The organism is Pseudomonas sp. TE36184, from assembly GCF_054060055.1.
In genome coordinates, this window is record NZ_JBSSCU010000001.1 from 3,608,234 (window position 1) to 3,623,294 (window position 15,061).

Sequence of the window (15,061 nt, forward strand, 5' to 3'; positions counted from 1 at the left end):
GACACATCGCCATCGGGGGCAAGCCCCCTCCCACATTTTCCACAGCGTCAGGCTTGGGCGGGTGTGACCGCCAGCTCCACCGCTTCCGGGCGTTTGATCAGCGCGTACACCAACCCCGTCAACACGCTACCGGCGGCAATCGCCAGCAAGTACAGCAGCGCATGGTTCATCGCATTCGGGATCACCAGCACAAACAAGCCGCCGTGGGGTGCGGCCAGTTTGCAGCCGAAGTACATCGACAGCGCGCCGGTCAACGCGCCGCCGGCGATGCTGGCCGGGATCACCCGCAGCGGGTCCTTGGCAGCAAACGGGATCGCGCCTTCGGAGATAAAGCACAGGCCCAGAATCATCGCGGCCTTGCCGGCCTCGCGTTCGGTCTGGGCAAACTTGCGCCGGGCCAGGAAGGTCGCGATGCCCATGCCGATCGGCGGCACCATGCCGGCCGCCATGGTCGCCGCCATCGGCGCACCGCTGGACGCCGCCAGCAAGCCGACAGAGAACGCATACGCGGCCTTGTTGATCGGCCCGCCCAGGTCAACGCACATCATGCCGCCGAGCAGGATGCCGAGCAGCACGGCATTGGTGGTGCCCATCGTGCTGAGGAAGTCGGTCAGCCCGGTGAGCAGCCGCGCCACCGGCGGGCCTACCAGATAGATCATCGCCAGGCCTGTGAACAGGCTCGCCAGCAACGGGATGATCAGGATCGGCTTGAGCGGCTCCAGGCTTTGCGGCAGGCGCACCGCGCCGGTGATCAGCTTGACGCAGTAACCGGCGAGGAAACCGGCAATAATCCCGCCGATAAAGCCCGCGCCCAACGTCCCGGCCAGCAAGCCGCCGATCATGCCGGGGGCCAGGCCGGGGCGGTCGGCAATCGAATAGGCGATATAGCCCGCGAGCAGCGGCACCATGAGCATGAAGGCCTGGTCGCCGACGGTTTTCAGCGCCGCCGCCAGGGTGCCTTTTTCTTCAAAGGCATGGATGCCGAACACGAACGACAAGGCGATCAACAGACCGCCCGCCACCACCATCGGCAACATGAACGACACGCCGGTCAGCAGGTGTTTGTAGACCCCGGTTTTTTCCGACTTGGCCACCGCCCCGCTCGCCGCGCTTTCCACGGTGCCTTCGGCCAGGGCCTTGTTGAGGGTCGCTTCGGCTTGCTTGAGGGCGATGCCGGTGCCGCAGCGGTAGATCTTCTTGCCGGCGAAACGCTCGGTGGCGACTTCGATATCCGCCGCCAGCAGCACCACATCCGCCTCGGCAATCGCTTGCGGGCTCAACGGCGTGCGCGCGCCGACCGAACCTTGGGTTTCTACCTGCAAGTCATAGCCCAGGCGCTTGGCGGTCTGCTGCAACGCTTCGGCGGCCATGAAGGTGTGGGCCACGCCGGTCGGGCAGGCGGTGATCGCGACAATACGCGGGGCTTGCTTGGCCGCCACCGGGGCTTCGCTGGCGACATACACCTGAGCCTCTTCGGCGCCGCGCCGCAACACCGCCTCGACGTCCTGCAAGGCCTGCGCCGGGGTGCTCTGATACACGCGCTTGCCGACAAACCGCTGCATATCCAGCGGCGTGCTGCTGACCAGCAACACCCACTCGGCAGCATCGAGCGTGGCCTGGGACAACTGGCGTTCCGGGCGCTGCACGTCCACCACTTCGACGCTGGTGCTCCAGCCCTGGCGCTGCGCGGCGGCGTCGAGCAAACGGGCGCACAGCACACTGGTGACCATGCCGTTCGGGCAGGCGGTAACAATGGCTAAATTCATCACAAACCCTCTTATTGTTCTGTCAGCGGGCGCACATGGACGCCGCTTTCGAGACGCGCCAATTGCGCATCATCGCTGATGCCAAACCCGATCTGCGTGACGGCCATCGCGGCAATCGCCGTGGCGCGGCGCAAGGTGGTCTCGGGCAGATCGAAACCGAGCAAACCGTGGAGCATCCCGGCCAGCAGCGAATCGCCCGCGCCGACCGTACTCGCGACGCTGACTTTCGGCGGCGTGGCATGCAGCGCCGTGCCGGGGCTGAACCAGTTGACGCCGTCGGCACCGTGGGAAATCACCACATGCTCGATGCCGCTGGCATGCAAACGCACGGCGGCCTGGGCCTGTTGGTCGACGGAGTCGGTCGGGCAGTCCAGCGCTTCGGCAAGTTCTTCGGTATTGGGCTTGATCAACCACGGGCCGGCCTGCAACCCGGCGCGCAGGGCAGCGCCGCTGGTGTCCAGGGCAACTTTCAAGCCGAGGTCTTTCAGCAGCACCAATAAGCCCTGGAACCACTGCGGGCTGACACCGCACGGCAAGCTGCCGGCGACCACCACCGCATCGTGCCCCGGGGCGATCAGCGTGAGTTGGTTGAGCAACGCCTGCTGCGCCTGCTCGCTGACCAGCGGCCCCGGCGCATTGATGTCGGTGACGCGGCCATCCTGTTCGGCGATCTTGATATTGCTGCGGGTCTCGCCGGGCACGCGGATGAACGCATCGGCAAACCCACGGCGCGCGATCAGCGCGTCAAAGGCCTGGGGGTTGTCCGCGCCGAGAAAACCACCGACGGTGACCTGATGACCGAGGTCGGCCAGCACCTGGGCGACGTTCACGCCCTTGCCGGCCGCGTGGGTCAGCATCGTCTCGCTGCGATTGACTTCACCGGGTTCCAGGCGCGCCAGGCGTACCGTGAGGTCCAACGCCGGGTTCAGCGTCAGGGTCAAAATCCTTGCCATCTACACGGCCTCCACAAGGGCTCGCACTTCAGCGGGCGAACCCACCGCGAGTGCTTGTTGCGCCAGGCCCTGGGCCTCGCTCAGACTGAATTCTCGCACCCGCGCCTTCACCTCGGGAATGCTGCGGGCCGACACGCTCAACTCATCCACGCCGAGACCGATCAGCACCGGCACCGCCAGCGGATCGGCGGCCAGCTCACCGCACACGCCAACCCATTTGCCATGGGCATGGGCGGCGCGCACGGTGATGTCGATCAGTTGCAACACGGCGGGGTGCAGGCCATCGGCCTGGGCCGACAGCGTCGGGTGGCCACGGTCGATGGCCAGGGTGTACTGGGTCAGGTCGTTGGTGCCGACGCTGAAGAAGTCGACTTCCTTGGCCAGCACCGGCGCGAGCAACGCGGCGGACGGCACTTCGATCATGATCCCCAGTTGCAGGTCGGCCACCGGGATTTCCAGGCGCAGGCGCTCGGTCATGTCCCGCGCAGCGCGCCACTCATCGACGCTGCCAACCATGGGGAACATGATGCGCAGCGGCCGGTTATCCGCCGAGCGCAGCAGTGCGCGCAATTGCGCTTCCATGATCTGCGGGCGTTGCAGCGTAAGGCGAATGCCGCGCACGCCGAGGAAGGGGTTTTCTTCCTCGGCGATCGGCCAATACGGCAGCGGTTTGTCGCCGCCCACATCCAGGGTGCGGACCACCAACGGGCGACCGCCGAGGCCATCGAGCACGCGGCGGTATTCAGCTTCCTGGGTGGCTTCGTCCGGCGCTTGGGGGTGGGCCATGAAAATCAGTTCGGTGCGCAGCAGGCCAATGCCTTCGGCGCCCTGCTCCACCGCGCTCGCCACGCCGGCGCTTTCGCCGATGTTGGCAAACACTTCCACGGCGTGCCCATCCCGGGTCAGGGCCGGCTGATGGCGCTGCGCCGAGGCGGCTTGCAGGCGTTGTTCACGGGTGTCGCGTTCGACGCTGGCGCGTTGCAGGGTCGCGGCGTCGGCGTCGACATGCAGGCGGCCGCGCTGACCGTCGAGCAGCAACGGCGTACCGGCGGCCAGCAGCAACACGGCCGGGCCGGCGCCCACTAAGGCGGGGATGCCCAGGGCGCGGGCGACGATGGCGCTGTGGGCGGTGGCGCCGCCACGGGCGGTGAGAATGCCGGCGACGCGCGCCGGGTCGAGGCGCGCCACATCCGACGGGCCGACTTCGTCCATCACCAGGATGTAGGGTTCGTTCGGTTCCTGGACGGTTTCGACACCGCACAACTGCGCCAGCACACGGCGACCGATGTCGCGCAGGTCGGCGGCGCGCTCGGCGAGCAAGGCGTCCTGCAACGATTCCTGCTGCTTGGCGGCGGCTTCGATCACGCTCATCCAGGCGGCTTCGGCGCTTTCACCCTGCTTGAGGCGGGTGTCGACGTCGTCGGTCAGTTCCGGGTCGTCGAGCATTTCCTGGTGGGTGATGAAAATCTCGCGGATCGCCTTGGCCTGGCTGCGTTCGATCAGGCCCTGGATATCGCCGCGCACATCGGCCAGTGAGGCGTGCAGGCGCTGGCGCTCGATGGCCGAGGACTCGCCACGCAACGGATAGTCGAACGGTTGCAGCACCTGGATATGCGCCGGGCCGATGGCGATGCCCGGTGCGGCGGCGATGGCCTGGATCTGGCTGCCGGCCAGGGGCGCGCTGAGCGTCGGTTCGAGCACCACGGCGGCGGCTTGTGCACTCGCGACAGGCAGCGGCTCGACCTCTTCGCCAAGCCCCTCTTGTACCGCGGCCAGCAAGGCAGGCAGCGCATCGTCGGCAATCGTCGGCTCTGCGACAAACTCCAGCACCTGGCCACGCCGGGCGCCGAGGCTGAGCAGCTTGCTCAGGCTTTTCACCGACACGGCGCCCACCGCGCCATCGACGATGCGTACACGAATATCGCCGTCAAAACTTTTTGCCAGTTGCGCGAGGATCTTCGCCGGCCGCGCGTGCAGGCCATGGGCATTGGCCAGGGCAATGCGTGCGCTGGGCCAGTCGGGTGGCAGCTCGCCGCCCAATACTTCAAGCACCGCACGGCTGCTGGTGGCGCGGCCCAGTTCCTGGCCACGCCCTTCAATCAACAGCGCACACAGGCGTTCGAGCAAGGTCTGGTGCGCTTCGCCGAGGCTGGCCAGGCAGAACAGACCATTGAGGGGCTGGCCGAGGTAACGCATGGGTTTGTCCGGGGTGACAAACGCCAGCCCCGGGCGCTTGACGGTCTGCTCGCTGTGCAACCACCACAGGCCATCGCCCAGGGGCAGCGCATCGACCTGCTGCAACACGGCGGCAAAGCCATTGCTCACACAATCGGCCTGGCGCAGCAGGCGGGCGCCACGCCACACCAGCTCTTCAAAATCATCGGCGGACACACCGAGCCCGATCATTTGCGCGTCCAATGCCAGTTCCTGCGGCGCGCCCTGCAACAGTTTCAGCAGGGCCTCGGCGGAAGCGGCGCGGCGCAGTGCCTGGCCCAGGTCGGTTTCCCCGAGGGCGCGGGTCAGCAGTTGCAGCAGGCGCAGGTGTTCGTCGGATTTGGCGGCAATGCCAATGGCCAGGTAGACGATCTGGCCATCGCCCCAGTCCACCCCTTCGGGGAACTGCAGCAGGCGCACGCCGGTGGAAAATACCTGATCGCGGGTTTCGGGGGTGCCGTGAGGGATCGCGATGCCTTGACCGAGAAAGGTCGAACCTTGGGCTTCACGGGCTTGCAAGCCGCTGAGATAACCCTCGGCGACCAGGCCGTCGGCCACCAGTTTGTCAGCGAGCAGGTGCAAGGCAGCAGATTTGTCCACAGCCGTCTGGCCCATGGAAATCTGCTCTATGGTGAGCTCAAGCATGCCGTTCTCCTAGTTAGTGCGTCGGGCGCACTAGGTATTGTTTTGAATAAATCAGTCTAAAGTCGTTCATGAACAAACTGACTGAGCAGTCGGTTGGCAGTAGCCACTCAGTAGCGAACATCGCAAAAATACGCCTGCTGAAACGTTTAATCTAGAATTCGTGGCAGATTACGCGTTAATTGCGCATCCTTGAAGACCCACTCGGCACTTGAGCTGAGACATTGGTCGTCTGCAGTAATCGGTTACGATTGGACAAAATGTCGGGGCAAGCTCCAGAAAACAAGGAAATCCCGGTTTGAAACTCAGTGATATCGCCCGTCTCGCCGGTGTGTCCGTGACCACCGCCAGCTATGTCATCAATGGCAAAGCCGAACAACAACGCATCAGCAGCGCAACCGTCGAGCGCGTGCGTGCGGTGGTCCAAGCCCATGGTTTCACGCCCAACCCCCAGGCTGCGGGACTGCGCAGCCGGCATACGCGCACCTTGGGTTTCATCCTGCCAGACCTGGAAAACCCCAGTTACGCACGAATTGCCAAGTTGTTGGAACAGGGCGCGCGCGCGCGAGGCTATCAATTGCTGATCGCCAGCTCCGACGATGACGCCGACAGCGAGCGCCAGTTGCTGCAACTGTTCCGCGCCCGACGCTGCGACGCGCTGTTCGTTGCCAGCTGCCTGCCGGCCAGCGACGACAGTTATCGCGAGCTGCAAGCCAAGGGTTTGCCGGTCATCGCCATCGACCGGGAGATGGACCCCGCGCAGTTCTGCTCGGTGGTCAGCGACGACCGCCAGGCCTGCCAGCAACTGACCAGCAGCCTGCTGCAACCGTTGCCCAAGCAGATCGCGCTGATCGGCGCGCGGCCCGAGCTGAGTATCAGCCAGGCGCGCGCCGCCGGTTTCCGTGAAGCGCTGCAGGGGTTCGGCGGTGAAGTGATCGTCGAACACGGCGAGGCGTTCAGCCGCGACTGCGGCCGGCAACTGATGGAGCAATTACTGCAGCGCCTGGGGCATTTGCCTGACGCGCTGGTGACCACGTCCTACGTGCTGCTGCAAGGCGTGTTCGACGCACTGCATGACTTCCCGCTCAAAACGCGGCCGCTGCGCCTGGGCACCTTCGGTGATACCCAACTGCTGGATTTCCTGCCGCTGCCGGTGAATGCCATGGCCCAGCAACATCAACTGATCGCCGACACCGCGCTGCGCCTGGCCCTGGCTGCGATTGAAGAACAACAGTATCAACCCGGCGTAAACGCCATCGGCCGCACCTTCAAGCAGCGCATTCACGAGGTTTGAGCGTGGAGCTGATCGACACCCACACCCACCTGGACTTCCCGGACTTCGACAGCGATCGCCGGCAAGTCCTCGCGCACAGCCGCCAACTCGGCGTAAAGCGCATGGTGGTGTTGGGGGTGTATCAGCAAAATTGGCAACGACTGTGGGATCTGGTGCAAGACGATGAAGGTTTGTTCGCAGCCTTCGGCCTGCACCCGGTGTACCTCGACGAGCATCGCCCCGCCGACCTGACGGCCCTGGGCGACTGGCTGACCCGCCTGCGGGGCCATCGGCAATTGTGCGCGGTGGGTGAGATCGGCCTGGATTACTTCCTCGAACATCTCGACCGTGAAGGCCAGCAACACCTGTTCGAAGCCCAACTCAAGATGGCCGTGGATTTCCAACTGCCGGCCCTGCTGCATGTGCGCCGCAGCCATGCCGCCGTGATCGCCACCCTCAAGCGCATCCGCCTGCCACGGGGCGGCATCATCCACGCCTTCGCCGGCAGCCGCGAAGAGGCGCGCGAGTACATCAAGCTGGGGTTCAAACTGGGCCTGGGCGGCGCGGCCACCTGGCCACAGGCGCTGCGCATGCACAAAGTACTCGCGCAACTGCCCCTGGAAGCCGTGGTACTGGAAACCGATGCACCGGACATGGCCCCCGCCATGCACCCCGGCCAGCGCAACAGCCCGGAACACCTGCCCGAGATCTGCGCCGCGTTGGCCGAGCGCATGGGCCTGAGCCCGTTATCGCTGGCGCAGGCGAGCACACGCAACGCGTGCGAGCTGTTCAATTGGTAGCGGGCTGACGGCCTGCAGGTCCAGGGTCATGCGTTGCCGATGGCGGGCAAAACGCAGCACCAGGCAGTGGATCAGCACCGTCACCAGTGAAAGGTTGAGCTGCTCGATCACACTGAGCAACCCCACCCACTCCGCCACCAGTGCCACCAGCAAGGTCACGCAGGTCAGGATGATCATGCTCGGGCGAACCAGCGCCCACTGGTCCAGCGCACGAAATTGACGCTGCTGTTTGCGACACCGCAACTGCAGGCCCGACTGGCAATACACGCACTCGAACGGCTCGTCGATGGCAATCGCGTTCAACTGCCAAGGCTTGAGTTCAAACGTCATGTCGCATCGGGCACAGCGCCCTCTGATACCGAATGCAGCAATCATCGCCGTGCCTCCTTGGGACTGTGACCAGGTGAAACAAATTTTCACCTATTCACGCCGCCAGAAAAGATACGTCGCAAAATTAAGACAAACACCACAACCACAAAGGACAAATCCTACTAACAGGCCCTACACCCGAAATGCGCCGATCAGTTGCTTCAGCTCGATCACCTGCTGCGACAACTGCCGGCTGGCCGCTTCGGTCTGGTACGCACCGTCGGCCGCATGCTCTCCGGCGCGGTTGATCTCGACGATGTTGCGGTCAATGTCGTGGGCGACCGCGGTTTGCTGCTCGACGGCGGCGGCAATCTGCTGGTTCTGATCCACGATCATGCCGACGGCGCCGAGAATATTTTCCAGGGCCTGCTGGACCTTTTCCGACTGGCCCACGGTGCCTTCAGCCATGGCATGGCTGGTGCCCATGGCCTTGACCGCCGCGCCGACACCGCTGTGCAAGCGGCTGATCATCTGCTCGATCTCTTCAGTGGAGTGCTGGGTACGCCGGGCCAGGGTCCGCACTTCATCGGCCACCACCGCAAAGCCGCGGCCCTGCTCCCCGGCGCGGGCCGCTTCGATCGCGGCGTTGAGCGCCAGCAGGTTGGTTTGCTCGGCGATGCTCTTGATCACTTCCAGCACGCTGCTGATGGATTGGCTGTCGGTGGCCAGTTGATTGATCACGCGTACCGACTCATCGATCTCCGATGCCAACCGCGCAATGCTGCCTTGCTGGGACTGCACCAGGCCACGGCCGCTGACGGTTTCATCGTTGACGCTATGGGCGCTGCTCACCGCCGCGGCCGCGCTGCGTGCCACTTCCTGGGCGGTGGAGGACATCTGGTTCATGGCCGTCGCCACCTGTTCGATCTGGCTGCGCTGCCCGGAAACCGCCTGGTTACTGCGGGCCGAGACCGCCTCGACCTGGCCGGCCTGCAACTCAACCTGGCTGACGGTGTGCCCGACGCGCTCGATCAGGTCGTGGATCTTGGCCACGGTGCCATTGAACACTTGGCCCAGTTCGCCCAACTCGTCGCGGCTGCGGGCGACAAACGTGACGGTCATATCGCCCGCCGCCACCTTGTCCATCATCGCCCCCAAGCGCCGCAACGTGGTGCGCGTCGAGGCATAGAAACCGGCGTACAGATAAAAGATCAGCAAAAACACCGCCGCCAGGGCCGACACCAGTACGACCATGTGCGTGCGGTTTTGCGTCAGCCGTTGCTCCAACTGTTGTCCGAGGAAACCCAGGGTGGCCTCATTGAGTTGGTAGGTCTGGGCCATCAGTTGACTCACGTCGTCGTAGAAGCCCTGCCACGGTGCGTCGAGGGTTTCGGCCATCACCACCTGCTCTTCAAACAGTTCACTGCCTTGCTTTAGGCTCGCGTTGCTGGCCTTGGCCAGGCTGTCGAGCGCTGTGTGGGCGGCTTTGCTGGAGCCCAGGGCGTCCTGCAGCTTCAAGCCGTATTCGGCCTGGAGTTTTTCCAACTGCTGCAACAGCTCGTCGAAGCGCGTGCTGGAGGAGGAGTTGAGAAAACCCTGGCCGAGGGAGTACGCGCCCATTGCCCGCCCTTCGCCCAACGTCTGGGTGACTTGCGGCGTGACGCCGGTGATCAGTTCGCTGAGCTGGCGCAGATCACTCTGGGGGTCGCGGCTCAAGCCGGATTGGCTGGCGATGATCTGGCTGAGCATCTGCGCCTTGTTCAGCAGTTTGCCGATCAGCGCACTTTTGCTCTGTAGCGATGACTCCTGTTGCTGTGCCTTGAAGGCGCCGACCAGTTCGTCGCGCTTGGCGTCGAAGACGGCGACTTGCTCGGGGTCGGTGGCCATCGCGCTCAGGCCTTGCAGGCGCGCCAGCACACTCTGTTCCAGGGTGTTGATCGCGCCCTCCAGATCGCCCGCCTTGCCGGATTGGCCGAGGGTCGCGTTGATCTGCACCTGGTTGTTGAGGGTTTCCAGGTCACGGCGCAAGGCCAGGCTGCTGCCGAGCAAATCCAGGCTTTGCAGTTCGATGCGGGTGCCCTGGAATTCACGCCAGGAATCGCGCACCAGGAAATAGTTGGTCGCCAGCATCGGCAACAGGAACAACACGCTGATCAAACTGAACTTCATGCCGAAGCTCAGGCGGTTCATCAGCGCGACGGCGGGATAGAGCAAGCTCTTCACAGGTGAACTCCCTTCCTATTATTTTTATTTGAGGCGCAGGGCGGCGGCAGATAGCCACTATTTGGCGCTCTGCTTGTATAGCTCAAATCGCAAGGGAGTTTTGTAACGTAAAGTTAACGCGCTGTGGGAGCAGGCTTGCTCCCACAGGGATTGAGCGTGACCGCTAGGGCAACACGGTCCAGATGGCGAAACCGGCATACCACAGCACCGCCGCGCGCAGCAGCAGTTCCCACAGGCGATCCAGGCTGTTGATGCCGTCGGCCCCCGCCACCGGCGGCGGGATTTCGGCGGCCACCAGGCCGACTTTGTTCACCAGTTGCGCGGCACTGATGTCCCAGCTCAACAGCTCGTGGAGCATCACTCGGCTGACCGCGACAAAGTTGCCCACCAAGGCGAAGCTCGCCGCCAGCAAGCGCACCGGCAACCAGTCAAAGGCATGCCGCAGTTGCGCGGCACGCTCGGCCACCAGAGGGTTCTGACTGTGTTCGCTGGCCAGCGCCAGCAGGCGATAGGCCAGGGCAGCGACCGGGCCCAACAGGAAATACCAGAAGATCACCGCAAAGAAGCTCTGATAGGCCTGCCACAAGAGATACCCCTGGACACGCTCCAGTAACTGCTCGCCACTGTCGGCAGCGACCTTCAGGTCACGCTCGGCCACATGCTCGGCGGCCTGCAGGTCGCCGCGCCGCCAGGCATCGCGGAACGGGCCAAGCCCGGCCAGCAGATCACCGCGCCCCAGGCTGTAGATCAGCACCAGCAAATGCACCGGCAGCGCCAACAGGCCGTAGGCCACCGGTTCCAGCACCAGCAGCAACAACGCCAGCACGGCCACCGGCAGCAACACCAGCAGCGCCAGAATCAACCAGGGCTGTTCGCCCAGGCGCGGGCTCGATTCCAATCTGGCCAGTTCGCGCAGCCATCTGCCGTCGCGCTGCAACTTTTGGCGCAAGGCCGAGAATTTCTCGATCCAGACCGCCAGCACCAACACCAGGAAACTCATTGTGCGTGTCCTCCATCCTGCAGGGCGCTGCGAAAGCGCATCCAATCAAAAGCGGGCCCGGGATCGGTCTTGCGCCCCGGGGCGATATCGCTGTGACCACAAATGCGCTGACGGGTGATGCCCGGGTAAGTCGCCAGCAACTGACGTGTCAGGTCGATCAGTGACGCATATTGGGCATCGGTAAACGGCAGGTCATCCGTACCTTCCAACTCGATCCCCAGGGAAAAGTCATTGCACGTTTCGCGCCCCTCGAAGCTGGAAACCCCGGCATGCCAGGCGCGGTCGAGGCAGGACACAAACTGCGTCACCCCTCCGTCGCGTTCAATCAGAAAATGCGCTGACACGCGTAGGTCGGCAATCCCTGCAAAGTAAGGATGTTCCGTGACATCCAAGCGATTCTGGAAAAATTCCTGCACCTTGCCGGTGGCGAACTGCGCCGGCGGCAGGCTGATGTTATGCACCACCAACAGCGAGACTTCACCTGCGGGGCGCTCGTTGAAGTTGGGCGAAGGGCAATGACGAACGCCCTGGCACCAACCGCTGGCGGGGTCCAACTGCATACAGGTTCCTTGAACGTGACTAAGTCTGACCAGTATGCCGCGTTCAGCCCTATGGTTGCGATCACTTGCCGCGATTGAGTTGACGCAAGTTACCCGCCACCGTCGCCAGCGCACGCTCGAACAGCAGGGCTTCGTCCAGGATACGCAACGCACCACGCTTGAACGCCAGGGCCAGTTGGCCGGCGCTGCGCTCGAGTACCTTGAGCCCGGCGCGGTTGACGAAAACATAGCGATCGGCCGGTGCCATGATCGCGTTCAGTTTGCCGCGCAGAGCGGTTTCCTCGGGTTCCAGGAACTCCAGCCAAACGCCGACGCGCAATTGGCGCACCTTGAGCAGGTCGGGATCATCCGCGGCCAGGTCCTGCGCGGCATCGGGCAAGCCAGAGTCGAACACGAAGGGCTCCTGCACCTCGATCAACCTCTCGCCGCCCTCGAACGCCTGAACATGCAAGGCCTGCAGCCGAACAAAGAACTCACGGGTGCTGAAAGGGTCGAACCCCGCGCCGCTCATCCCGTCGCGCAAGGCCTTGAGCAACGCCGGCAACTGCTCCAGCAGATGCCGCCCGGCCTCGGTGTCGTCGTGCAGGCTAACGCTCCAGATCAACTCGTCCAGGGTGCGCAGCCCCGCCTGCCACTGCACCGATTGCTCACCGTGCTTGAGGCTGGCCAGCAACAGCACCTGGCTCCAGGCCTGTTGCACAAACTGCACCACCGAGCGCGGCAGGACCTTGCCCAGCAAACGCCGGTTCAGCACGTCGGCCACGCGCTGTCGGGCCGCCTCGTTACGCAGGCGCGCTTCCTCGGTATCGCGGGTGTGCTGTTCGAGCAATGCACTGTGCCGGCGCTCGTCAGCGGTAAACGCGCAGAACTCCGACAGCAGTTCGGAAAAAATCGCCGGGTCTTCGGCAAAATCATTCAGCAACCGCTGCACCACCTGCTCGATGCGCAGGTACAGGCTGTCACGCGGGTTACCCTCAGCCGGGCTCCAACCGATGGCGGCACCGGCGATTTCGTTGAGCAGCCGCCGCGCCGGATGGCCGGCGCGGCTGAAAAGGCTCTTGTCCAGCACCGCCAGTTTGAGCATCGGGATCTGCAACCGGGCGATCAAGGCTTTGAAGGCGTCCGGGACGGCATGGTCATTGAGGATGAATTCGAACAACAGCGCGACCAGGTTGATCACGTCTTCGTCGGCCTCTTCCACGACCCGGGATTTGCCGCTCTTGACGCTGACTCGGGTCAGCAGTTGCTTCAACTGGTTGCGCAGATCGAAGTCGTCCTCGACATCCGGCTCCGGCACGTATTGCTGCAAATGGGACAACAGCCGCAGCAGGTCGCGGGTGGCAATGGGCTGGGGCTCGGCACTGGCTTCCAGGGTCGGCGCGACACTGCCGCGCACGGCGCCCAGCAGCGCTCGCAAGGTAGAAAAGGCGTGCTCGCCATTTTCGTCGACTGGCTGGTCGGCGCTCGGCAACCGGGCTTCGCGCGTGTGCTTGCACGGTACGCGCCCGCCGGAACGACGGGCCGGCACCGCCTTGAGTTCAGGCAGCACGCCGGTGGCGACCAGCAACTGATTGGCCTCACCGTACAGGTGGTCGGCGTCGCTGAGCACGTACTTTTCAAAGAGCTTGAGCATGACCAGCTTGACGCGAATTTCCACGCCCAGGCTGCGCCCCGCGCGCAGGAAAAACTCGCACAGCAGCGCCGGCCCCAGGGGGTTCTCGCAGTCATCCATGGACCTGTCGAGCAAGGCGCCCAGGCGAGTGGTCAGTTGCCCCAGGGCGAGGCCGTCGCGATGCTGCACCCGCCCGAGCATTGCCTCCAGCGCCAGGGCTTTTTCCAGGTCGTCCCTGAGGATGCCGGGCACCTTGTCGTAGGACACCACCGGCACCAACTGCCGTTCACCGCGCCCTGCCCCGCCCAGGTTGGCGAAGGCCTCGAACAGTTGCCCCATGAACACGCGCTCGAAATTCTTGCGCTTGAGACGCAGGTCGCGCATGGCTTCAAAGAAAATATGGTGGTCGACGTTGTTAAGGGCCTTGTCGGCCATTTCGAACAGGGTGTCGTCGGCGTTATCGAACAGCTCCTGCAAACCTTGCTGCAGTTGCTGCGCAGCCTTGTCGCGAACCTGCAGCAACACCACCGGTAGGCGCGCGAGCGGCGATGGCGTGGTCTGTGCCTTATTGATCGGCACCACCTTTCCGTCGTTGTGCATCCAGGCCTCCTGAAACGGCGGTGTGGGTAGGGCAAAGTCGGGGCAGGCCCAGTTGGGCACTGCGAATATCCGGTTACCACCAGGACGTCAAAGCTATGACGCCAATTGCAAGGCGCGAGATTATCTTGCAAATGGGGGTCGTTGCGCCAGCGAACTCTGTCATAGCGCTGTAAATGAGCACGCCACTGGGTTCAAACGCGCACAGCCCCTATAATCGGCGCACTTTGTTTGTGGAGCCTGTTATGCCGAATCTCCGTCTTGCCGACCTCACCGCCGAAATCGAAGCCAACGTGCGCCGCGCACTGCGCGAAGACATCGGCAGCGGCGACATCACCGCGCAATTGATCCCGGCCGAACGGCTGGCCAAGGCCACGATCATCACCCGCGATGCGGCCGTTATCGCTGGCACGGCCTGGGTGGACGCGGTGTTCCGCCAACTGGACCCGCGGGTCGCGGTGCATTGGCTGGTGGCCGACGGTGAACGCGTCAGCCCCAACCAGGCACTGTTCCACCTCGAAGGCCCGGCACGTTCGCTGCTCAGCGGCGAACGCAGCGCGCTGAATTTCCTGCAGATGCTCTCCGGCGTCGCCACACGCGCCCAGTACCTGGCGGATAGCGTCGCGAGCACCCAGGTCAAGTTGCTCGACACGCGCAAGACGCTGCCGGGCCTGCGTCTGGCGCAGAAATACGCCGTGACCTGTGGCGGTTGCCACAACCATCGCATCGGTTTGTATGACGCGTTCCTGATCAAGGAAAACCATATCGCCGCCTGTGGCGGTATCGCCCAGGCGATTTCGGCCGCGCACAAGATCGCCCCGGGCAAACCGGTGGAAGTCGAAGTGGAAAGCCTGGACGAATTGCGCGAAGCGTTGGCGGCGGGCGCCGATATCATCATGCTCGACGAACTGAGCCTGGATGACATGCGTGAAGCCGTGCGCCTGAACGGCGGCAAAGCCAAGCTGGAAGCCAGCGGCGGGATCAACGAAAAAACCCTGCTGCCCATCGCTGAAACCGGGGTGGACTACATCTCCATCGGCGCGATGACCAAGGATGTGAAAGCGGTGGACCTGTCGATGCGCCTCAGTATCTGAAGCCCGTTGCAGGAGCCG

Annotated in this window: 11 protein-coding genes and 1 pseudogene; 3 read left to right on the top strand and 9 right to left on the bottom strand. The window is 64.0% G+C overall.

Going from position 1 to position 15,061, the window contains the following annotated elements:
- Positions 1 to 47 precede the first annotated feature (47 nt).
- From ACVWZP_RS16170 to ptsP, 3 genes are read right to left on the bottom strand one after another with little or no spacing between them, the layout of a single operon-like run.
- Complete coding sequence (locus ACVWZP_RS16170) at positions 48 to 1,766, bottom strand: PTS fructose-like transporter subunit IIB (RefSeq protein ID WP_017845455.1); 1,719 nt, start codon at positions 1,764 to 1,766, stop codon at positions 48 to 50.
- 11 nt (positions 1,767 to 1,777) lie between these two features.
- Positions 1,778 to 2,719, bottom strand: a complete 942-nt coding sequence (pfkB, locus tag ACVWZP_RS16175) for a 1-phosphofructokinase (RefSeq protein WP_457369934.1) — start codon at positions 2,717 to 2,719, stop codon at positions 1,778 to 1,780.
- Entirely contained in the window at positions 2,720 to 5,578 is a 2,859-nt protein-coding gene (ptsP, locus tag ACVWZP_RS16180) for a phosphoenolpyruvate--protein phosphotransferase (RefSeq protein WP_193058802.1), read from the bottom strand.
- Positions 5,579 to 5,873: 295 nt separating this feature from the next.
- Here ptsP and cra point away from each other — a divergent pair, with 295 nt between their 5' ends.
- Both cra and ACVWZP_RS16190 read left to right on the top strand, forming a co-directional pair.
- Positions 5,874 to 6,869, top strand: a complete 996-nt coding sequence (gene cra / locus ACVWZP_RS16185) for a catabolite repressor/activator (protein ID WP_017845458.1) — start codon at positions 5,874 to 5,876, stop codon at positions 6,867 to 6,869.
- A 2-nt stretch (positions 6,870 to 6,871) separates the two neighbouring features.
- Positions 6,872 to 7,648, top strand: a complete 777-nt coding sequence (locus ACVWZP_RS16190; protein WP_046384722.1) for a TatD family hydrolase — start codon at positions 6,872 to 6,874, stop codon at positions 7,646 to 7,648.
- On the opposite strand, the gene ACVWZP_RS16195 is transcribed toward ACVWZP_RS16190, so the two are convergent.
- The 6 genes and pseudogenes from ACVWZP_RS16195 to ACVWZP_RS16220 form a co-directional block, all read right to left on the bottom strand.
- The gene (locus ACVWZP_RS16195; protein WP_017845460.1) at positions 7,595 to 8,023 is read right to left on the bottom strand and encodes a hypothetical protein; all 429 of its coding nucleotides are present in this window, start codon (positions 8,021 to 8,023) and stop codon (positions 7,595 to 7,597) included. The genes ACVWZP_RS16190 and ACVWZP_RS16195 overlap by 54 nt on opposite strands.
- Before the next feature lie 126 nt (positions 8,024 to 8,149).
- Positions 8,150 to 8,863 carry a methyl-accepting chemotaxis protein gene (locus tag ACVWZP_RS16200; RefSeq protein ID WP_371918421.1) on the bottom strand — a complete coding sequence of 238 codons (714 nt, stop codon included), beginning with the start codon at positions 8,861 to 8,863 and terminating at the stop codon, positions 8,150 to 8,152.
- A gap of 144 nt (positions 8,864 to 9,007) precedes the next feature.
- Positions 9,008 to 10,147: pseudogene (locus ACVWZP_RS16205) on the bottom strand (HAMP domain-containing protein); the annotation flags it as partial.
- A gap of 196 nt (positions 10,148 to 10,343) precedes the next feature.
- Positions 10,344 to 11,180, bottom strand: coding sequence for a regulatory signaling modulator protein AmpE (ampE, locus tag ACVWZP_RS16210; RefSeq protein WP_457369935.1), 837 nt, complete (start codon positions 11,178 to 11,180; stop codon positions 10,344 to 10,346).
- Positions 11,177 to 11,740 (bottom strand): 1,6-anhydro-N-acetylmuramyl-L-alanine amidase AmpD, encoded by a 564-nt coding sequence (ampD, locus tag ACVWZP_RS16215; protein ID WP_017845463.1) that lies wholly within the window; start codon positions 11,738 to 11,740, stop codon positions 11,177 to 11,179. The genes ampE and ampD overlap by 4 nt, the downstream gene beginning before the upstream one ends.
- Positions 11,741 to 11,801: 61 nt before the next feature.
- A complete protein-coding gene (locus ACVWZP_RS16220) occupies positions 11,802 to 13,952 on the bottom strand; it encodes a DUF1631 domain-containing protein (protein WP_256823454.1) in 2,151 nt (716 codons plus the stop codon).
- 242 nt (positions 13,953 to 14,194) lie between these two features.
- Here ACVWZP_RS16220 and nadC point away from each other — a divergent pair, with 242 nt between their 5' ends.
- Positions 14,195 to 15,043, top strand: coding sequence for a carboxylating nicotinate-nucleotide diphosphorylase (nadC, locus tag ACVWZP_RS16225; protein WP_046384727.1), 849 nt, complete (start codon positions 14,195 to 14,197; stop codon positions 15,041 to 15,043).
- Positions 15,044 to 15,061 lie beyond the last annotated feature (18 nt).